Source organism: Rhizobium sp. SG741, assembly GCF_012275435.1.
In the GTDB taxonomy this organism is placed as follows: domain Bacteria; phylum Pseudomonadota; class Alphaproteobacteria; order Rhizobiales; family Rhizobiaceae; genus Rhizobium; species Rhizobium lusitanum.
The window spans coordinates 224243-241925 of sequence record NZ_JAAZQP010000011.1; the positions used below are offsets into that span (position 1 = coordinate 224243).

The following is a 17683-nucleotide window of genomic DNA, read 5'->3' on the forward strand; positions in this document are numbered from 1 at the left end:
ATCATCGAAGAAGGTTGGCAATATGCTGGAACCAGGCGACCAGCGGCGACGGTAGATAGACGCCAGCGATGAGCACCAGCGCGAGATGGGCATACATCGGTATATAGGAAGCGTCTGCTGGCATCACGCTGCCGCGCGGCTGTCCGAAGGCGGCCCCTGTCAGTCGTAGCAGCAGCGCGCCGAAAGCGATCAGCAATCCAAAGACGAGCGGAATGGCGAGCAGCGGCTGCTTCGCAAAAGCCGAGCTGACGATCAGGAACTCGCTCATGAAGATTCCTGCCGGTGGCAGGCCGGCGATGGCGACGACACCGGTGACCAAGCCCCAGCCAAGCCCCGGATGTGTTTCGGTCAAGCCGCGAATGGCAGAAAGTCTTTGCGTTCCTTTTATCTGGGCGATGTGACCGACCGCGAAGAAAATCGCCGATTTGGTCAGTGAGTGCATGACCATATGCAATAGTCCGGCGAAATTGGCGATGGGGCCGCCCAGGCCGAAGGCAAAGACGATGATGCCCATGTGCTCGATCGAGGAATAGGCGAACAGGCGCTTGATGTCGCGGCGGCGATAGAGCATGAAAGCTGCGAAAATCAGCGAGACTAGCCCCATTGTCATCATCAGCGGTCCAGGAGCAAGTGCGTCGGGATTGGCCGACAGCAGCATCTTGAAACGCAAGACTGCGTAGAGCGCAACATTCAGAAGCAGCCCGGACAGAACTGCCGAGATCGGCGTCGGTCCCTCGGCATGCGCGTCCGGTAGCCAGGCATGCAGCGGCGCAAGTCCGACCTTGGTGCCATAGCCAAGCAACAGGAAGACGAAAGCGACGTTGAGAAGCGCCGGATCGAAGGCGGCGGCGTGCTCGATCAGGATGGTCCAAACCATGGCATCGTAACCTTCACCGACGACCGGCTGCGCCGCCAGATAGACGAGAATGGTGCCAAAGAGCGCAAAGGCTATGCCGACACTTCCCAGAATGAAGTATTTCCAGGCGGCTTCGAGCGCCTCGTGGGTGCGGTAGAGGCCGACCATCAGCACGGTGGTGAGCGTCGCGAGCTCGACTGCGACCCACATCAGACCAATGTTGTTGGACACAAATGCGAGATTCATGCCGAACATCATGATCTGATACATGGCGTGGTAGAAACGGAGGTTTGCAGGGGTCAGCCGGCCGATCTCCAATTCATGGGCGATGTAGCTGGCGCTGAATATGCTGGTGGTGAAGCCCACGAAGGCATTGAGGACGATGAAGGCGATATTGAGATCGTCGACGAGCAGATATTGCCCGGGTGCCGGCTGCCCGGTGACGAACAGGGACAGAGCGGCGAGGAAGGTCAGCAGGCTTGCGAACACGTTCAGCCGTGCCGGCATTCGATAGCCAGGCAAAAGCGCTAGGAGGGCGGCGGCCACGATCGGTATCACAAGAACGGCTGTCACCGCATCCGAGGTCAATAGAGAGGAGAACACGCTCATTTCCGTCTCCTCCCTTTGAAATCATCGAGCGCTCGAACGTCGACCGTGTCGAACCTCTCGCGGATACGAAACAGAAAAACACCGATAACGATGAAGGCGATCAGGATCGAGAAGGCGACGCTGATCTCAACGACCAACGGCATACCCTTGGCGCCGGTCGCGGCAAGCACCAGTCCGTTCTCGAGCGACATGAATCCGACAACCTGGCTGACGGCGTTACGGCGCGTGACCATGATCAACAGGCCGAGCAGCAGGACCGACAATGCGAAGGCGAGATCCTCCCGCGCCAGAGGATCCGCCTGTGGCGTCACCCGCAACATCACCGCAGTCGCGAGAGCGACGAGACCGATGCCAGCGAGCATTGTGAGGCCAATACCGACGACGGTCTCGATCTCGCGATGGATGCCGAGTTGGCGGATCATGCGATGCAGCACCACGGGAATGACGATGGCCTTGAAGAGCAGTGCGATCGCCGCCGTGACATAAAGATGTGGGGCGTCCTGGACGAAAGCTTGCCAGGCCACCGACAGGGTCAATATCAGTGAGTGCAGCGCGAACACGTTGAGCAGTGCATAGAGGCGGTCTTGATAGAGCATCATCATGCTGACCAGCACGAGGCCGCCGGCGAGCATATGGGCTATATCCAAGACCGGCCCGCTCATCACAAGCTCCTCGAGACGAACCGTAGTAGAGTGGCGAGCAGACCGAGCATAAGGGCCGCGCCCAGGAATTCGGGCACCCGGAAGACCCGCATCTTGGCGGTCGCGGTCTCGAACAGGGCAAGGAGGGCCCCGCCCGCCGCGAGCTTGATGAGATAGGCGAGCATACCCACCAGATAGGCCGACGGCCCTTCCCCCAGTGCGGCGAGTTTCCACGGAACGAAGATGCAGGCGATCAGGGAAATGTAGAGCAGGAGCTTGAGGGATGCCGCAAGTTCAATCATCGCGAGATGCCGCCCGGAATATTCGAGCACCATCGCTTCATGCACCATCGTCAACTCCAGATGAGTTGCGGGGTTGTCAATGGGGATACGGCCATTTTCCGCGACCGCGACCATGATAAGGGCGATCAAGGCGATTGCCAGCGAAACGCGCAGTCCTACCTGCGGAGAGGTCATGAAGGCGGCGATGGTCGAAAGCTGGGTCGAGCCTGCGATCAGGGCAAGCGTGAAGATGACCAGCAGCATCGACGGTTCCGCGAGCGTTGCGATCATCGCCTCTCTACTCGACCCGATACCACCGAAACTGGTACCAACGTCCATACCGGCAAGCGCCAGAAAGAAGCGCGTACTGCCGAGCAGCGCGGTAATGGCAATCAGATCCGCCGTCCAGCTGAAGATCAGGCCAGTGGCGAAGGTCGGAATGATCGCCGCCGCGACCCAGGTTATGGCGAAGATCAGATAGGGCGTCACCCTGAACAGCCATGATGCACTTTCAGCCAGCACCACTTCCTTGCGCAAAAGCCGCAAGATGTCCCGGTAGGGCTGGATCATGGAAGGCCCTCGCCGGCGCAGCAATCGCGCCTTGATCAGACGAATGAAGCCGGTCAGCAGCGGCGCGAGCAGCACGACGAGTGCCATCTGCAAGGACTGAACAAGGAGAGCCGAGATTACGACCATAGCGCCAGCACCAACAGCAGGAAGACGAGCGCCAGGAAAACCAGGCTCAGATAGCGCCGGATCGTGAGAAACTGCAGGTAATTGAGCTTTTCGGCGGCAAAGCCGACGGCGCCGGCGATCGGAAGATAGAGCCATTCCCAGATCAAATCATGTGCCTCGACGGCAAAACGCGCTGGCCTGAGATCACCGGGCGCGGGCATGTCGACGCTCTCTCGGACGCGGAAAACCAGCGTTCCAAAAACGCGCCGGATGGGCTGGGCGAAACTGCCCGCCGTGTATTGCGTCGCCGGGCTCATCTCCGGAAAGCCGCAATCCCAGGCGGGCGCCCGGCGCAGCGCCCGTGACGCAAAGCGGCGGATGAGATAGGCCGTCAGCGACGCTGAGAACAGGGTGAACAGGAAGACCAGAAGGCCATTGTAGGAACTGCGGCTTTCGGCAATCGGCACGATGGACAGCCATGCGATATCCGTCTGCACCGGCATCCGGTCCCCGATCACCGACAGCGTTACGGGCGCAAGCCCGTCGATGACGATTCCCGGCAGGATGCCGGCGAGAAGGCACAGCGCCGCGAGTATAGACATTGCCGCGAGGGAGAGGCGGTCGACTTCCAGCGCTTGTCCGGCTGCGATGGTACGAGGACGACCGAGGAAAGTCACGCCGAATGCCTTGACGAAACAGGCGGCCGCCAGTGCCGCCGACAAGGCGAGTAAACCGCCCACGGCCGGCACCAGTATCTTCAAGCCCCATTGCGGCAAATCAGGGCTTTGCAGGATAGCCTGGAATGCCAGCCACTCGGACACGAAGCCGTTAAAGGGCGGTAGGGCCGAGATCGCGACGCTGCCGACAAGGAAGACGATGCTGGTGACAGGCATGCGATGAATAAGGCCGCCGAGCTTGTCCATGTCCCGCTCGCCTGTCGCCGTCAGCACCGCGCCGGCGCCGAAGAAGAGCAGGCTCTTGAAGAAGGAATGGTTGAGGACATGAAACAGCGCGGCCGTCATTGCCAGCGCCGCCAGCCCCATGCCGTTCGCCTTGAAGGCAAGTGCCAGTCCGAGGCTGACGAAGATAAGGCCGATATTTTCGATAGTACTGTAGGCGAGGAGCCGTTTGAGATCGCTCTCCATCAGCGCCTGCAGTATGCCGAGAACCGCGGTGCCGCTGCCGATGATCAGGACGATGATGCCAGACCACCATACCTGCATGCCGAGCAGGTCGAAGACCACGCGGATGAAAGCGTAAACCGCGACCTTGGTCATGACACCGCTCATCAAGGCGGAGACGTGACTTGGGGCAGCCGGATGCGCCAACGGCAACCAGACATGCAGCGGTGCGAGACCAGCCTTGGACCCAGCGCCGAGCAGTAGCAAGACAAGCACAAGACCGGCTGTCAGCGGTGGATGTTCTGATATCCGGATAGCCGCAAAGCCGTAATCGCCAGCAGGACCGGCAAGCAGGCCGAATGCGATAAACAAAGCCAACGTGCCAAAACTTGCCATGACGATATAGATATAGCCGGCCTTTCGGTTGCTGGCGTCGTGATGGTGGGCCATCACCAGTGCCCAGGAAGCAAGCGACATGAACTCCCAGGAAATCAGGAAGGTGAAGGCATCGTCCGCCAGGATCACCAGGTTCATACCGGCGAGGAATGCCGGAAAGAACGGCAGAACCCGATGTGGTGCGCGTTCGTGACGGCCGTAGCCAAGCGCGTAGAGAGACGAAAGGACACCGCCAAGATTGATAACCGTCAGGAAAAAGGCGGCGAGCGGATCGAGCCGGAAATGGCTTCCCAACCACGGCAGGCCAACAGGAAGGACAAGCGCCGACGCGCCTGTGGAAGGAAGACCAGCGGCAAGAGATGCAAGCGCGGTTATCAAGGCAATGCCGGAAAAAACCAGGCTTGCGCCGTAGACGACCGGCGTGGATCGGCCCGAACGGGCGGTCAGTACCGCCAAAATCGCCGTCCCAAGCAATGCGGCCACGCATGCGACCAAGCCGGCAAGCGGGGTCATGGCGGCGTCCTCGCTGAAGGTAAGGTCGCGGATGGTTCCGCCGTCCCACTCTCTGAAGGCTGGACATTCGACTTGAGCCTGACCCCGCGCCCGCCATCCGTGCTAGCGGCCCCCTGGTTGATCACCTCGATGCCTGCGGCATCTAGCGCGGCCAAAAGACGCATCAGGGTGTCGACATTGCCGCGCACCACATCGGCGCTCGCCTCCATTCGCTGGATTGTCGGAACCGAAATTCCCGCTAGTTCGGCCAGCGCGCGCTGGTCGATACCGAGAAGGGCCCGGGCGGCCCGCATCTGAGCGGCAGTAATCACGATTCACCATCGGGTTAACTTGCGCAGGCTCTGATAATTGATGTCTACAATATGCCTATTGATGTCTAGAATCAATATTCTGATGCGTCAGCATCTTTTTGACATGAACAGCTGCTTGTTACGACACGATGCCTCGGAGTAAGTTGATCTTGTTTCAGGTACCAAAGGGAGCCGGCCATGGCAGACGCGCGCCGATATGCATAGTCAGCGGTTACCGCTCTGGATGGCGAGCTGGCATGCCCAAGAACCCAGGCAGGAGAACCGAAGGCGCCTAGTCGAACAATGAGATATTCCCCCAAGATAAGAAGAAGCCCTAAAGTACCTGCAGCCCAGCCTTCCCACCAATCCTAATGTCATCTCACCAATAGCTCACAGCACATGCTCGTAAGACAGGGTTCTCACCGCAATGAAAAGATCGACCGTGGCTTGGCGGCTTCGCTTGCCGCGATCGCCGGCGCATTGAACGCATCAGCCTTCTATGCTGTAGGCTTCTTCTCTGCCAACATGACAGGCAACGTCTCCACGCTCTCCGATCATCTCGCCGTGGGCCAATGGCTGTCTGCGCTGTTCTATGGCGGGATCGTGGTGGCTTTCGTGTTTGGCGCGGCAGTGTCGACGCTGATTGTCAACGAAGGGCGGCGGCGCAACGTCCATGCCATTTACGCCTATAGCATTCTGACTGAAGCGTTGTTGCTTGCCATTCTCGGCTGCGCCGATCTTTGGTTGCTGACGGAGTGGCGTGTGCCAGTTCTCATTCTCGGCCTCGCTTTCCTGATGGGCCTACAGAATGCCGTTGTTACCCGCATCTCCGATGCTCGAGTGCGCACCACGCATGTGTCCGGTATGGCCACCGACCTTGGAATCGAACTCGGCATTGCCTTCGATATTTTGTGCGGCCGCGAGTCGCTGGCGGAGGCGCGCCACAATCTGATCAAGCTCCGTTTGCATTTTTACACGATCGCCGCCTTTTTGATCGGCGGCGTCCTGGGCGTCATCGTTTATCGCGCCGTCGGCGGCTACCTTCTCATTCTCGCGGCGGTGGTGTTGATGGTGATTGCGTTGGAGGCAATTTGGCGCGCGCGAGCGATGCTGACTGCCCGAAACAAAGGCGTAGGCAAGAATGCCGACGGAAAGGCCTAAACGGAATGGACGCTCTGTTGCGGGGTTCGCTTTTTTGCGGCTATTCGTCCAGTCGGTGCGATCGGCGAGTGGCGTGGGATCTTTCCGGTTAAAACGAACAGCTGCCATGGCGCGACCGTTTGCGCACAACGCATCCGAGCTGATCGCACTGCGCCTTGAAGCAGTCCACGGAAGTAGCCAACTCTTTTCACGCCAATCTACAGGCCTTTGTCCCAAATCCCATGGTGGCGGAGCGTTGCAAACCGGGCGATCGATCCACAAGATGCCTTAGATGCCGACAAGTCGCGCAAGCATCTCTCGCAGTTGCTTGTTCTGTTGACGAAGATGGTTTGCCAGCAATCCCTTCAGCCGTCGATTCTCCTCATCAAGCAGGACCAACTCATCGGAAGTCATTTCGCCCTGAGCAGTGGTTAGCCGCGCGGTGGCCGCGCCTTTCGCATTCTGGGCATGATGAACCACACTCGCTTGGCGTTGGCGCCGCGACACTCTTGGAGATGCTCGTCCGGGACGGACTTCTTTCACGTCTGGAACCGCGCTGAACGTTGGAGCATTGTCTTGCTGCGATGGAGTGCTTTGCTCCGCCTCGGCCAATGACGCCGAAATCTGCTTGTCGTCGACGGTCTCGATCTTGTTGTCGAGATGAACTGCCGGTTCTGACTCCGCTGGCATCACGCCATCTTGGCTCGCAGTCGTTGCCACCGTGTTGGGGTCGAATAGATGCGGCGCTTCAGCTTCTGCCTCACGCGCAAGGGTCTTGAGATCGGTGCCGCTCCAAATGGAGTCTTGCCGCATCGATGACCGTCGGCGCGCCGATTTGAATTCGACAACGAAGGTTCGTTGCTGTGTCTTCATATGTGTCCAATCCTTGAGAAGGTGAGGCTCGCTCACGAGATGTCGAAGCGCTCAAGCATCTTCTTGAGCTGAATATTCTGCAAATGCAGCTTATGCGCCAATTGACGTCTCAGCTGCCTGACTTCGTCGTCCAAGCTCCCCACTTCATCGAGGAAGGTTGGCGGCGGCGACGGGGATTGTGCAGTTTGATCCTCATTCGCAGGATCAGTGCGCTCGGCATCACTATCGATGCGGGTTCTCCCGGCGCGTGCCGCCCGCTTCGCCTGCGGTGCTCGTGGAGATTTTTTGCTTGTCGCATTTTGCCGTACCAATGCAGGCGCTTCGGCACTCGACTGGTTGGCCTCAGCTGGCGTCTCTGCCTGGCCCTCGTCAATATCGACTGGCGGCGAGGCTGCCGGCGTAGCATCGAGATCGCGTCCAGTTTCGATTGATGTCGTTGTCGCCACGGGACCAATAGCTGGGGCCTCATGGTGGTGAGGCCCATCGGGTGCTTCCGTTGAGCTCGACGGAAGCACCGACGTCCGTTGCGCTTCGCTTTCGATTGCCGCGGCTTTAGCATCATGCTCAATCGAAGCCGCTGGCGTTTCCGCCGGTCGTGCCCGCGATGTCAATTGAACAAGAAATTTCCATGGTGATTTCATAGCGCTTCAACCTCGAGCAGACCGCACCACGACGTTGCCGCAGCTTTAGATCCGGAACAGCGACGCGAGCCCCGGAATTTCTTTTCTAATGAGACAGTAGCGGCCACGGTCGATCCCGCAACCGCTCTACTGTTCCGGGTGATCAAGCGAGCCCGAGCCGCTTGCGCAGGTCGGCATTTTCCGCGCGCAGCTTATCTGCCAGGGTCTTGCGAAGCCTCTTATTCTCTTCTTCGAGCTGAATGAGATCCGCGATCTCGTCGATTGCCGGAGCAGACGTGCCAGCCGCTTGCCGGGTTTGCTTTGCCGTCCCGATTTTTGTAGCCGCCTTGTTGGGGCCCCTTGTCTTGCGCTGCTTGGCGACTGGCGTTTCGACGGGCGTCAGCTTCGGTTCACCGGCTTGTTCGTCACGCTTCTTGCGACCCTTCGCCGACTTAACAGCCTCCGCAGTCGATGCTGCTACCGTCGCCTCGACGGCTGCCTTTTGACGCCGCGGTGCGCGCTGCTTCTTCTCAGCCGCCGCTTCTACTATCGCAACCGTATCCGCAGCCTCCGTAACAGGCGCCATGCTATTCTCGTCAGCCATCACTATCTCCTTCTGTAGCCAAAAATTCTTTTGGGCTGAGCGCAATAGGGAGTCAACATGAACGCCATAGATAGCGCGCCCTTTTGAAACAAAGCACCACCATATTCTGAGAAATATAAGAAGGAGATGCACGATCGATGTCATACGAATTGAGGGCCGTTATGACACCGGACGACTGGCGCGCCATGCACGACATTCGGCAAAAGGTGCTGTTCGCGCCGGGTCGGCATTCGATCTCTTACGATGAGAACCACCCAGATGATCGCGCCGATGGAAATACACCCTTCCTTCTGTTTGAGAACGAAGAGCCGCTCGGGGTGGCGCGGCTGGATGAACGGGGCGAAACTGGCATAGTGAGACTTGTTGCTATCGTTCAGCACAAACAGCGAAAGGGATACGGTCTCAGGCTAAACAATTTCATTGAGGCAGAGGCCAAAAGACGCGGGGTCCGCATTCTCCGCGTTAATGCTGCCCCTGACGCGGTAGGCTTTTATCTGAAGGCTGGGTGGTCTGAGAAGCTTTGGGACCCAACAGAATTAGTGGGTCTTGGCCAAGGAGCGATCCAGATGGAAAAGGTGATTTGCGAATAGCAACATAGAGTCGTGACCGAGACGAAGACAGTATCATCACTTTCGACACGGACCTTTTAGAGGGACCGTCGCCTTGTGGTTAATCATGAGAACTGTATCCAACGATTTGACGTAGCCGGCATTGCTGTGCGGATCCGCCTATAGATACGCTATTTTCCCAGGTTGAATCGTTGCGTACATTGCAGTCGGATCAATGAAAATTCCTGGATTTCACCTTTAGTGTGTCGATGTGCAGGTCCGGAACTTATCCCGAGATGCCGAGCCAGTTTTCCAAGGCCTGCGACTTCGAGCTCCGACGGTAACTAACTTGGAGACAAGCCTGCGGCCGATCCGGGCCTCCAGCCAGCGGCGGTGGCGACCGGACCGACAGCATCCTCACCGATCACTCAATCGGCTTGATCGACGCGATGATTGCCTGAACTTCGGCGCCGTGCTTGTCTTCCTCTCCCTTGGTTCCCCAGTAGGTTACGACGAGAGCGTTGTCACCGGATGTCTGCACGAAGAGCAGACCAACGCTGACCGGGCCGTCTTCATCGTTGCCGTCCCACTCGAGGGTCGTCATCTGCATGCCGTTGACGTCGGTGACGGGTGTCTCCTTCCGGGTCGAGGGATCAACCGTGATTTTGTTCTTCGCGAGAAAATCGACGGCGTCGGTAACGACCTTGTCCATTGACTTGCTGCTGGCAACGTCGGCGGAAAGATAGATGGCCGAATCCGCCGATGTTCCTTGGACGCCGCTCTCTGTTTCCTCCGGCTTCCAGCTATCCGGAATGGTAATACTTGCGACGGGCTTTTCGCTGGGGAACTTCAGGGTCGCAGCGTGTGCGGCCAGGGGAGATGCTAAGACAAGCAAGGCCAAAGCGATAATTTTCTTCATGTCAGAATCCTAAAAGGTTGGGAGCAATGCAGCGGCATGACGGCCAAACTTCTAAAGGTAATATCTTAAAATCATGCCCTTAGATCCGAAGCTCTAGCGCGACAAAAATGCGCCAAGAACGGAAGTTCGCACGGGACGAGACCTCGAGATTACCCGATGCTTTCAAGAAGAAGGAAGAGCTCGTCGCTAAGCTCTCGCCTGAAGATGCTGATCATTAGAGCATTTCCAGGAAAAGTGCGAAGCGGTTTTCCATCTGGAATGCGTAAAGAAACAAAACGCTCTAGTCAGTTCTTTGCAAGAGGCAAAAAGGGCCGTTAGCATCCGACATTGCGAGCTTGACCGTAATCAACGATCGTCCCTGAGGTTCCCAATTTGATGACTTGGATGAAAACGCCCCGTCACGAAATCAGTCGGCGGCGTATCGCCTCTGCGATCGCTTGCGTTCTGTTCGACGCCCCAAGCTTCTTCACTGCAGACTTGATGTAGCTGTTGACGGTGTCAACCTGGTAACCAATCGCTTTGCCAATGCCTTCACTCGTCAGCCCAAGGCTCGCCTGAGAAAGACACGCCATCTCGCCTTTTGACAAACGTAGGTGTTGCACGGCGAAGCGGTCCATCAGTGGTTTGGTTACGGCGGTATGGATGGGTTCTGCGATGAGCGTGAGAAAGGTAAGCTCGCTTTCCGTGAACGCTGACATGCGGGTGAAGCCGACCGCGCCGTAAACCGTATTTTCACGCAAGATCGGGACCATGGTTCTGTTGTGAACCCCGAATATGCGCTGCAAATACAGCAACCGCTGCGGGACTTCTACGTCCTGGTAGACTTCACTTTCGACCATTACGGTTTTCGACGCCTTGGTGGCTGCTATAAACGGATCGACCTTGAAAAGCTTGTCTTCCATGTACGCCTCCACAAATCCTGGAGGAAGGTCTGTGTCGATCGAAAACCCGTCCCCAAAACGATAGTGATCGACGTCTAGCCCGGATATAGAGATGTGGTCGAACGGTACACCTTCGCGAAATCTATCAATGAGATTGTTTTTACCGAAATACCGATATTTTGGTACCGAGCGAAGGTCTACGTAAGGATCCAGCGCATCAGGTGCGAGCACGGAAAAAGCGCTAACGGGCATCTTCGACTCGATTGTTGAATTAGGTACCCCATTTGTGTAGCCGAATGGTTAACCGTGAATTAACAATTGACCTGTGAATTAACAATTGACCTCAGCAAGCAAAAGCGATGATCGTTTTGTGGAGACTCCCGGCCAGAGCGACCTTGCTGCTTAATTCGACTGGAAAAGACAAAACGTTTGTGATGAGGCGTGCTTTCAGCTTTGAGGGTGAACAACAAACTGCCTATCAGGCCGGTCTTAGAACTCTTCCCAACTTTCGGCAGCAGCTCCACCATCGACTTTACCGGCTATTTTGGTGAGCATGTGCCTGGCCGGCGAGGGCACCGGTCGGTGGCCTGGCTTCGCAAGCTCGAGCCTTCGGTTTGATGTATGATCTGCCGATTGTCTGATGCCCGCTGAATTCGGCCGCCCTAGCCCACCCAGTTGGAACTCTCCTATCAGTTCACGCAGTCGCGTCGTCTCCTGGGCGAGCGTGGCGCTAGCGGCATTGGTTTCTTCAACCATGGCGGCGTTTTGCTGCGTGACCTGATCCATTTGGTTAACAGCAGTATTGACTTCCGATAGACCGGTCGCCTGCTCTTTTGCCGAACTGGTGATCGCCTCCATGTGGTTATTGACTGCCACAATGTTGTGCTGGATGGTCCGCAGGGCCTCTCCGGTTTCGCTGACCAGTTTCACGCCGGTGCTGACTTCCTCGGACGAATTGCGTATCAGTTCTTTGATTTCTTTGGCAGCTTGCGCGGAGCGTTGCGCAAGTTCTCGCACTTCTTGGGCCACCACCGCAAAACCCTTACCTGCTTCGCCGGCGCGCGCTGCTTCAACTCCGGCATTGAGAGCCAAGAGATTGGTCTGGAAGGCGATCTCATCGATGACGCCAATGATATTGGAGATCTGGTTGGACGAACTCTCGATCCGCGACATCGCTCCAACCGCATCGGCGACCACCTTGCCGGAGCGCTCGGCATTTTCACTTGCCGTGGCTGCGGCATGACGGGCCTCTTCGGCGCGCTTTGCTGCGTTGTTGACGTTGACCGTGATCTGATCAAGGGCTGCGGCGGTCTCTTCGAGTGACGCTGCCTGCTGTTCGGTGCGCCTGGACAAATCTTCGGCACTTTGACTGATCTCGCGCGTGCCCGTATCAATCCGATCGGTTGAATGCGCGACATCACCGAGCGCGTTGCGCATCTGGCTCAGCGCCTCGTTCATTGTGTTTCGCAGTCCTTCGAAATCCGGTGCGAAGGGCTCGTCGAGACTGAAGGAGAGATCTCCCTTTGCAAGCTTGGTCAGCGCCGCACCGATGGTCGTAACCGCATGAACTCGCTCGGTCACGTCGGTTGCAAATTTCACGACCTTGGTGACTTTGCCCTTGGAATCCAAGATTGGGTTATAGGATGCGTTAATGACAACGACTTTGCCGTTCTTGCCATAGCGGGTAAACTCAGCCGCTTGAAACTCGCCCCGGCGCAGCGCCTCCCAAAATTCCTTGTAAGCCGGTGTCTTGGCGTATTCCGGATCGACAAGCATACTGTGGCTGCGACCCTTGATCTCGTCCAGGCGATAACCGATCGCCTTCAGGAAGTTGTCGTTTGCCGTGACAATCTCGCCTTCGGTCGTGAACTCGATGATCCCCTGAACACGGCTGATCGCCACCATCTGGCCCTGGAAGTCGACATTTTGCAGTCGCTCTTTCGCGTTTGCCCACTCCACGACAAAGCCCGTCGTCTTGTTTCCTTCGAGCAGCGGGGTAACAATCAAGTCAAAGGCGCGATGTCCGACCCAGATCGTGGCCCGGTGCTGGGTCTTTAGCGCCGCGAGCATGTTTCGCTGATGCGACGGGTTTTTGTGGAAGATGTCGATGTTGCTTCCGACAAGTCTGTCGAAATCGAACCGCGGGAGTTCCTTCTTCAGTTCCGTTTCGGCTTCCTTGAGCAGCCCGGCGACGGCCTGGTTCATATATCGAATGTTCAGATCGGCGTCGGCGATCATGATGTTGGCAGTAATAGAATCCAACGACTTTGTCTGCATGCGATACACTTTGGAACTGCCGAACATCTTCAGATCTCTCCTCTGGCGACCCTGTAAAAGAGGCAAGCGCACTGCCCCTCATCGTATTTGTAGTCTAATTCAAGCCGGACCGATTGAGCGGGATAGCCAGCTGATAGCAGCAACTGCAATCACTTCTGCTCGCGCTATCTGCAAGCATGGCGATTTCTCCAGACTTCCGTGGCAGGATCCAATCCGGCAAGGGCTGTAAAAAGTTTGGAGAGTTGAACAGATGCCCCGATGCCAGAAACCTCCCGCTAAAGCAACGTCGAAGTTCCTGGAAGTACCGACCTCATGTCGGTCTCGACTTAATGTCCGGACACCCTATTAATAGGGCATAAAGCTTAATTTTTACTGAAGACTAATATTTATGGATACTTAGGTATAATTCCGACCGCCGGACCCGTGCATTGAACCCCTCGGCTGAATTGACTTGGACGGCATCTCGGACATATTCGCGGCTGGAGTGGTTGACCGTCTCGTGTGCGGCAAAGCTTTCGCCTATGGCAACGAATGCCTTTGCTTCGTCACTCATCAAATGCGCTCGAAGTCCCACTTGAGTTGCAACTGGTCCTACGGCAGCACGCAACGAAAGGCCGGTGACGGCAGTCGCTCGGGCATCGCCGGCACTTGAACCAAGGATGATATCTGTCGGTCGTTGCACGATCGCCATGCCGACTGCCGGAACCCGGATAAACGAGTGTTCTCCTGGGCGCGCCTCCATCCATTTGCCTGTGGAGGACGTGGTCGAAATGGCTGTATTGGTCATAATGAGGTCCTTTGCGGCATTGGCATTCTCAGGCGGACAGACTGTCGTCGTCCGCCCAACGACCGGCGCCATCGTCATTAGAGACCGGTTTGGTTTCGCGGCGGTGTCAAAATCGCCCTCTTCGTGGCGGATGTAACGCGTCGGCTCCCTCCGATTCTTCGTGGGTTGCCGCTTCACAAGGTCCGGTGGAACCGCGATTCCATTCTTACGACTGGAGCTGCCGTTATCGGTGAAAACCCGACCTTTTCCGGTGTTTCCCGCAGGCTTCAGGAATTTCGCGGCACGACGGAATAACTCGGCTTTCGGGATGTCTACCCATTCGTAACGAGATCAAAGCCACTCGAAGGGTGCTCCGATGAACATTGCAATCAGCTCCGAAATGAAAACCTACGTCGCACGCATTCTCGTGGCCGGCACCGGCATCGTCGGTCTTGCCGCGCCCGCCTGGGCCCATGCCCATCTGAAAACGTCGATGCCGATGACCGGCTCGACAGTCCAGGCATCTCCCAACAGGATATCGATGGATTTCACCGAGGGATTGGAGCTTGCATTTTCCGGTGTCTCCATCACCGACAACAGGGGCGCACCGGTTTCGCTCAGTGATCCAGTGCTTGGCGCTCCAGACGATACCGAGCTCTCCGCCGCGTTCATTAAACCCCTCATGCCGGGCCGCTATAGTGTTGCATGGCACGCGCTTTCGAAAGATGGTCATAAGACCGAGGGAAAATATGACTTTTCTGTCGCACCATGACGCCGGAAAGCGCTGTGACGTGCCTTCGTTTCTTACACGACGGTGCCCTTTGTCTGCTGTGGGGCGGTCTGGGTTTTGCCTGTTTCCTTGCCGGTCGGACTTTGGTAACGCCGCTCGTGCGGCTTCTGGAGACTGCGGTTAGCGTCGCTGTCGGTGTTGTGGTCGCAACGAGCGTGTCTGCACTCCCTGTGCAAACTGCCGACATCACCGGACATTGGGCCTCGGTGTACGATGTCAGCACGTTGCATCTCGTTGCAGAAACAGCCGTGGGCGAGGCGTTGGCACTTCAGGTTGCGACTGCCATCATGCTGCTTTTGGCAAATCTTCTGCGCGCGTATCGAACATCCGTCTTGATCGCAGGATTGATGCTGTGCGAACTTGCCCTGAGTGGACATGCTGCCGAAGACAGCGGCCTTGGCGGTGTTGCTCATCAGGCAGTTGACGCTGTCCATGTCCTGTCGGGCTGCGCTTGGTTGGGAGGTCTCATCCCATTCATGTTGATCTTGCGCATGGCAGCTATATCGGAGCTCCGATCGGTTTCGATCAAGGCCATGCGGCGCTTTTCAACGGCCGGACATGTCGCGGTCGGTCTTGTCCTGATCAGCGGGATCGTCAACCTCTGGTTCACGGTTGGACGACTTCCGATTCATTTCTCTTCCCCCTACGATCAAAAGCTTTGTCTGAAAATTCTGGCCGTCGGCCTTATGACGGCGATTGCGATCGTGAACCGTTATGCCTTCGTGCCGATGATCCGGAGAGACGGATCGTTTGCCCGATCGCTGCTCGCGTGCGGCTGCGCGGCCGAGCTCGTGCTTGGGGCCGCAGCCCTCGGTTTGGTCGCTTCATTTGGCCTGAAGGATCCCGCCTGACATTAATTTCGCGCCTGATGGAATAAACCCCGCGCCACGCTGTCTACCCCAACGTAACAACAGAGAAGAAGATGAACATGCACGGTTCTTCCCGATACCTGATGACCCTATGCCTTGCTTCTGCTGCGGCATTCTCAGCTTACAAGGCGATGGCGCAGGACAACGGCAGCAACATCGCCGTCGTAGCGTCAGCGCAAAATGCGGCTGAAGCCGCCTATCTCACTGAAAACGACGCCGCTATGACAAAAATGATGGACGGTATGTCCGTCAAGCCCAGCGGCGACGTCGACCGCGACTTCGTAGCCATGATGACGCCCCACCACCAAGGCGCAATCGACATGGCGGTCGCGGCTTTGAAATACGGCAAAAACGAGCAGCTCCGCAGGATCGCCCAGGAAATCATCGTCGAACAGCAGCAGGAAATCATCGCGATGAAGCTCGCGATCGGCGATCCCCTGCCGCCTCCGACTTCCGCACCCACCCAGGCTGCGCCAGAGACTGCCCCCTCCGGGACTATGCAAGGCATGGCACCGGGCATGAAAATGTAATGAAAGGTCTTCCAATGCTACGCACATCATTTGCCGCCATCCTGCTTGCCGGCAGCATGTTATCTCCGCTTGCCGCCCTCGCGGGCCAGGCACCATTCGCCGCATCCACACCGGACATTCCGATCAGCCACAAGGACCGCGTCTATGCGGCCGAGCAGTTCTCCAGTACGGTGTCGGTCTCCGATCCGGTCGATAACAAACTGCTTGGCGTCATCAAGCTCGGCGATCCGCAGCCCGGCAACCTGAGCCCCCTTTATAAGGGCCAGGTCCTCGTCCACGGCATGGGGTTTTCCCCGGATCACAAGACGCTCGCCGTCGTCTCGATCGGCTCTAATTCGGTGACCTTTATCGATACAGCAACCAATGCCGTGAAGCACACGACCTATGTCGGCCGCTCCCCGCATGAGGCCTTCTTTACGCCCGACGGCAAGGAAGTCTGGGTGACTGTGCGGGGCGAAGACTATATCTCCGTCATCGATGCGAGCACTTTCGAAGAAAAGACCCGCATCAAGGTTGCTCCTGGCCCCGGCATGCAGATCTTCTCGCCGGATGGCAAGTACGGCTATATCTGCTCATCCTTCAACCCGGATGTCGCCGTCGTCACCGTCGCAGACCATCAGATTGTCGGCCATGTGAAGCAGGCAAGCCCCTTCTGCCCGAACATTGCCGCTTCCGCCGATGGCAAGCAGGTTTGGTTCACGCTGAAGGATGTCGGCAAGACGCAGGTCTTCAATGCCGAGGCACCCTTTGATCTCATCAAAACGCTCGACACCGGACCGATCACCAACCACGTCAACCTCGTCGTCAACAAGAACGGCAGTTTCGCTTATGTGACGGTCGGTGGCTTAAACGAAGTGAAGGTGTTCCGGACCGACAACTTCGAGCAGGTCGCCACCATCCCAGTGGGCAACCTGCCGCACGGTATCTGGCCATCAGGAGACGGCACGCGGGTCTATGTCGGGCTTGAAAATGCCGACCAGTTCGCTGTCATCGATACCCTAACTAACAAGGTTATCGCCAACATCCCGATCGGCCAGGCGCCGCAGGCTGTCGCCTATGTTCCGAACGCCGTGCCCGAAGAGGATGGCATGCAGAATCTCGTGCCGCTCGGTGCTGCGGGTGATGCTGCCCATCTGAAGCTTGCAACCAAGGGTGACAAGGACAAGAAGCAGTCGACGAGCGTTACGCTGTTCAATCAGGGGCTGACACAGGTTCTGCAGGCGTCCGTCACCGGCCTGGATCCAAAAAAACCGTATGTACTCGCCCTGTCTGACAACGCCAATGGCAGCGGTCCGCTCGAAGGCCTTGCATCTTTTATGACGAACCCCGCGGGTTCCGCTATCGTCAACACCGTAGGCCCGATCCGACAGATCGTCGAGGCCAAGCACAAGGACGAACGTCGTTATCTGGTCGTCGCCACCGCGCTGGATGGCAAGCCGGATAGTGTTGTCCAGGTGCAAGCCGATTGAACGTGCAGGTCCGCC

General features: G+C 57.4%; 17 protein-coding genes and 1 pseudogene. 6 read left to right on the plus strand and 12 right to left on the minus strand.

The annotated features are described in order from the left end of the window. Nucleotide 1 precedes the first annotated feature (1 nt). The 5 genes from FHT29_RS25635 to FHT29_RS25655 are packed head-to-tail and all read right to left on the minus strand — an operon-like array spanning nucleotide 2 to nucleotide 5403. Nucleotides 2–1465 carry a hydrogenase 4 subunit F gene (locus tag FHT29_RS25635; RefSeq protein WP_168600333.1) on the minus strand — a complete coding sequence of 488 codons (1464 nt, stop codon included), beginning with the start codon at nucleotides 1463–1465 and terminating at the stop codon, nucleotides 2–4. Beyond that, nucleotides 1462–2127 carry a hydrogenase-4 component E gene (locus FHT29_RS25640; protein WP_047555566.1) on the minus strand — a complete coding sequence of 222 codons (666 nt, stop codon included), beginning with the start codon at nucleotides 2125–2127 and terminating at the stop codon, nucleotides 1462–1464. The genes FHT29_RS25635 and FHT29_RS25640 overlap by 4 nt, the downstream gene beginning before the upstream one ends. Then, the gene (locus FHT29_RS25645; protein WP_112441902.1) at nucleotides 2127–3083 is read right to left on the minus strand and encodes an NADH-quinone oxidoreductase subunit H; all 957 of its coding nucleotides are present in this window, start codon (nucleotides 3081–3083) and stop codon (nucleotides 2127–2129) included. Before FHT29_RS25645 ends, FHT29_RS25640 begins: the two co-directional genes overlap by 1 nt. Further along, nucleotides 3074–5092 carry a hydrogenase 4 subunit B gene (hyfB, locus tag FHT29_RS25650; RefSeq protein ID WP_168600334.1) on the minus strand — a complete coding sequence of 673 codons (2019 nt, stop codon included), beginning with the start codon at nucleotides 5090–5092 and terminating at the stop codon, nucleotides 3074–3076. The genes FHT29_RS25645 and hyfB overlap by 10 nt, the downstream gene beginning before the upstream one ends. Next, a complete protein-coding gene (locus FHT29_RS25655) occupies nucleotides 5089–5403 on the minus strand; it encodes a helix-turn-helix transcriptional regulator (protein WP_245297670.1) in 315 nt (104 codons plus the stop codon). Before FHT29_RS25655 ends, hyfB begins: the two co-directional genes overlap by 4 nt. 378 nt (nucleotides 5404–5781) lie before the next feature. On the opposite strand from FHT29_RS25655, the gene FHT29_RS25660 reads away from it, so the two are divergent. Then, nucleotides 5782–6543 (plus strand): YoaK family protein, encoded by a 762-nt coding sequence (locus tag FHT29_RS25660; RefSeq protein WP_051963223.1) that lies wholly within the window; start codon nucleotides 5782–5784, stop codon nucleotides 6541–6543. Between the two features lie 267 nt (nucleotides 6544–6810). Here the strand turns inward: FHT29_RS25660 and FHT29_RS25665 are convergent, their stop codons facing one another. The 3 genes from FHT29_RS25665 to FHT29_RS25675 form a co-directional block, all read right to left on the minus strand. After that, nucleotides 6811–7395 carry a hypothetical protein gene (locus FHT29_RS25665; protein WP_037191296.1) on the minus strand — a complete coding sequence of 195 codons (585 nt, stop codon included), beginning with the start codon at nucleotides 7393–7395 and terminating at the stop codon, nucleotides 6811–6813. A 32-nt stretch (nucleotides 7396–7427) separates the two neighbouring features. Beyond that, nucleotides 7428–8036 (minus strand): hypothetical protein, encoded by a 609-nt coding sequence (locus FHT29_RS25670; protein ID WP_037191298.1) that lies wholly within the window; start codon nucleotides 8034–8036, stop codon nucleotides 7428–7430. Nucleotides 8037–8178: 142 nt separating this feature from the next. Next, nucleotides 8179–8619 carry a SyrB-like regulator gene (locus tag FHT29_RS25675; protein ID WP_037191301.1) on the minus strand — a complete coding sequence of 147 codons (441 nt, stop codon included), beginning with the start codon at nucleotides 8617–8619 and terminating at the stop codon, nucleotides 8179–8181. A gap of 137 nt (nucleotides 8620–8756) precedes the next feature. Between FHT29_RS25675 and FHT29_RS25680 the strand changes: the two genes are divergently transcribed. Beyond that, nucleotides 8757–9209 (plus strand): GNAT family N-acetyltransferase, encoded by a 453-nt coding sequence (locus FHT29_RS25680; protein ID WP_246703111.1) that lies wholly within the window; start codon nucleotides 8757–8759, stop codon nucleotides 9207–9209. Between the two features lie 382 nt (nucleotides 9210–9591). Here the strand turns inward: FHT29_RS25680 and FHT29_RS25685 are convergent, their stop codons facing one another. The 4 genes and pseudogenes from FHT29_RS25685 to FHT29_RS25700 all read right to left on the minus strand — a co-directional run. Next, a complete protein-coding gene (locus tag FHT29_RS25685; protein WP_037191304.1) occupies nucleotides 9592–10086 on the minus strand; it encodes a hypothetical protein in 495 nt (164 codons plus the stop codon). A gap of 398 nt (nucleotides 10087–10484) precedes the next feature. Further along, a complete protein-coding gene (locus FHT29_RS25690; protein ID WP_037191306.1) occupies nucleotides 10485–11219 on the minus strand; it encodes a LuxR family transcriptional regulator in 735 nt (244 codons plus the stop codon). 237 nt (nucleotides 11220–11456) lie between these two features. Continuing rightward, complete coding sequence (locus FHT29_RS25695; protein WP_113102151.1) at nucleotides 11457–13271, minus strand: methyl-accepting chemotaxis protein; 1815 nt, start codon at nucleotides 13269–13271, stop codon at nucleotides 11457–11459. 382 nt (nucleotides 13272–13653) lie between these two features. After that, nucleotides 13654–13935: pseudogene (locus FHT29_RS25700) on the minus strand (transposase); the annotation flags it as partial. A 451-nt stretch (nucleotides 13936–14386) separates the two neighbouring features. Here FHT29_RS25700 and copC point away from each other — a divergent pair. The 4 genes from copC (at nucleotide 14387) to FHT29_RS25720 (ending at nucleotide 17668) form a co-directional block, all read left to right on the plus strand. Continuing rightward, on the plus strand, nucleotides 14387–14782 hold the full coding sequence (gene copC, locus FHT29_RS25705) for a copper homeostasis periplasmic binding protein CopC (protein WP_168600335.1): 396 nt from the start codon (nucleotides 14387–14389) through the stop codon (nucleotides 14780–14782). A 14-nt stretch (nucleotides 14783–14796) separates the two neighbouring features. Further along, entirely contained in the window at nucleotides 14797–15651 is an 855-nt protein-coding gene (gene copD / locus FHT29_RS25710; RefSeq protein WP_168600336.1) for a copper homeostasis membrane protein CopD, read from the plus strand. Between the two features lie 149 nt (nucleotides 15652–15800). Continuing rightward, a complete protein-coding gene (locus tag FHT29_RS25715) occupies nucleotides 15801–16199 on the plus strand; it encodes a DUF305 domain-containing protein (protein WP_246703119.1) in 399 nt (132 codons plus the stop codon). Next, a complete protein-coding gene (locus FHT29_RS25720) occupies nucleotides 16199–17668 on the plus strand; it encodes a YncE family protein (protein ID WP_246703113.1) in 1470 nt (489 codons plus the stop codon). Before FHT29_RS25715 ends, FHT29_RS25720 begins: the two co-directional genes overlap by 1 nt. Nucleotides 17669–17683 lie beyond the last annotated feature (15 nt).

What these genes read in the sequence shown, in the direction of transcription:
- FHT29_RS25660 (WP_051963223.1), top strand. Translation starts at nt 5,782, where the DNA reads ATGCTCGTAAGACAGGGTTCTCACCGCAATGAAAAGATCGACCGTGGC.
- FHT29_RS25645 (WP_112441902.1), bottom strand. Translation starts at nt 3,083, where the DNA reads ATGGTCGTAATCTCGGCTCTCCTTGTTCAGTCCTTGCAGATGGCACTC.
- FHT29_RS25695 (WP_113102151.1), bottom strand. Translation starts at nt 13,271, where the DNA reads ATGTTCGGCAGTTCCAAAGTGTATCGCATGCAGACAAAGTCGTTGGAT.
- FHT29_RS25690 (WP_037191306.1), bottom strand. Translation starts at nt 11,219, where the DNA reads ATGCCCGTTAGCGCTTTTTCCGTGCTCGCACCTGATGCGCTGGATCCT.
- FHT29_RS25715 (WP_246703119.1), top strand. Translation starts at nt 15,801, where the DNA reads ATGGCGCAGGACAACGGCAGCAACATCGCCGTCGTAGCGTCAGCGCAA.
- FHT29_RS25640 (WP_047555566.1), bottom strand. Translation starts at nt 2,127, where the DNA reads ATGAGCGGGCCGGTCTTGGATATAGCCCATATGCTCGCCGGCGGCCTC.
- FHT29_RS25635 (WP_168600333.1), bottom strand. Translation starts at nt 1,465, where the DNA reads ATGAGCGTGTTCTCCTCTCTATTGACCTCGGATGCGGTGACAGCCGTT.
- FHT29_RS25720 (WP_246703113.1), top strand. Translation starts at nt 16,199, where the DNA reads ATGAAAGGTCTTCCAATGCTACGCACATCATTTGCCGCCATCCTGCTT.
- FHT29_RS25680 (WP_246703111.1), top strand. Translation starts at nt 8,757, where the DNA reads ATGTCATACGAATTGAGGGCCGTTATGACACCGGACGACTGGCGCGCC.
- copC (WP_168600335.1), top strand. Translation starts at nt 14,387, where the DNA reads ATGAACATTGCAATCAGCTCCGAAATGAAAACCTACGTCGCACGCATT.
- FHT29_RS25665 (WP_037191296.1), bottom strand. Translation starts at nt 7,395, where the DNA reads ATGAAGACACAGCAACGAACCTTCGTTGTCGAATTCAAATCGGCGCGC.
- hyfB (WP_168600334.1), bottom strand. Translation starts at nt 5,092, where the DNA reads ATGACCCCGCTTGCCGGCTTGGTCGCATGCGTGGCCGCATTGCTTGGG.
- FHT29_RS25670 (WP_037191298.1), bottom strand. Translation starts at nt 8,036, where the DNA reads ATGAAATCACCATGGAAATTTCTTGTTCAATTGACATCGCGGGCACGA.
- FHT29_RS25675 (WP_037191301.1), bottom strand. Translation starts at nt 8,619, where the DNA reads ATGGCTGACGAGAATAGCATGGCGCCTGTTACGGAGGCTGCGGATACG.
- FHT29_RS25685 (WP_037191304.1), bottom strand. Translation starts at nt 10,086, where the DNA reads ATGAAGAAAATTATCGCTTTGGCCTTGCTTGTCTTAGCATCTCCCCTG.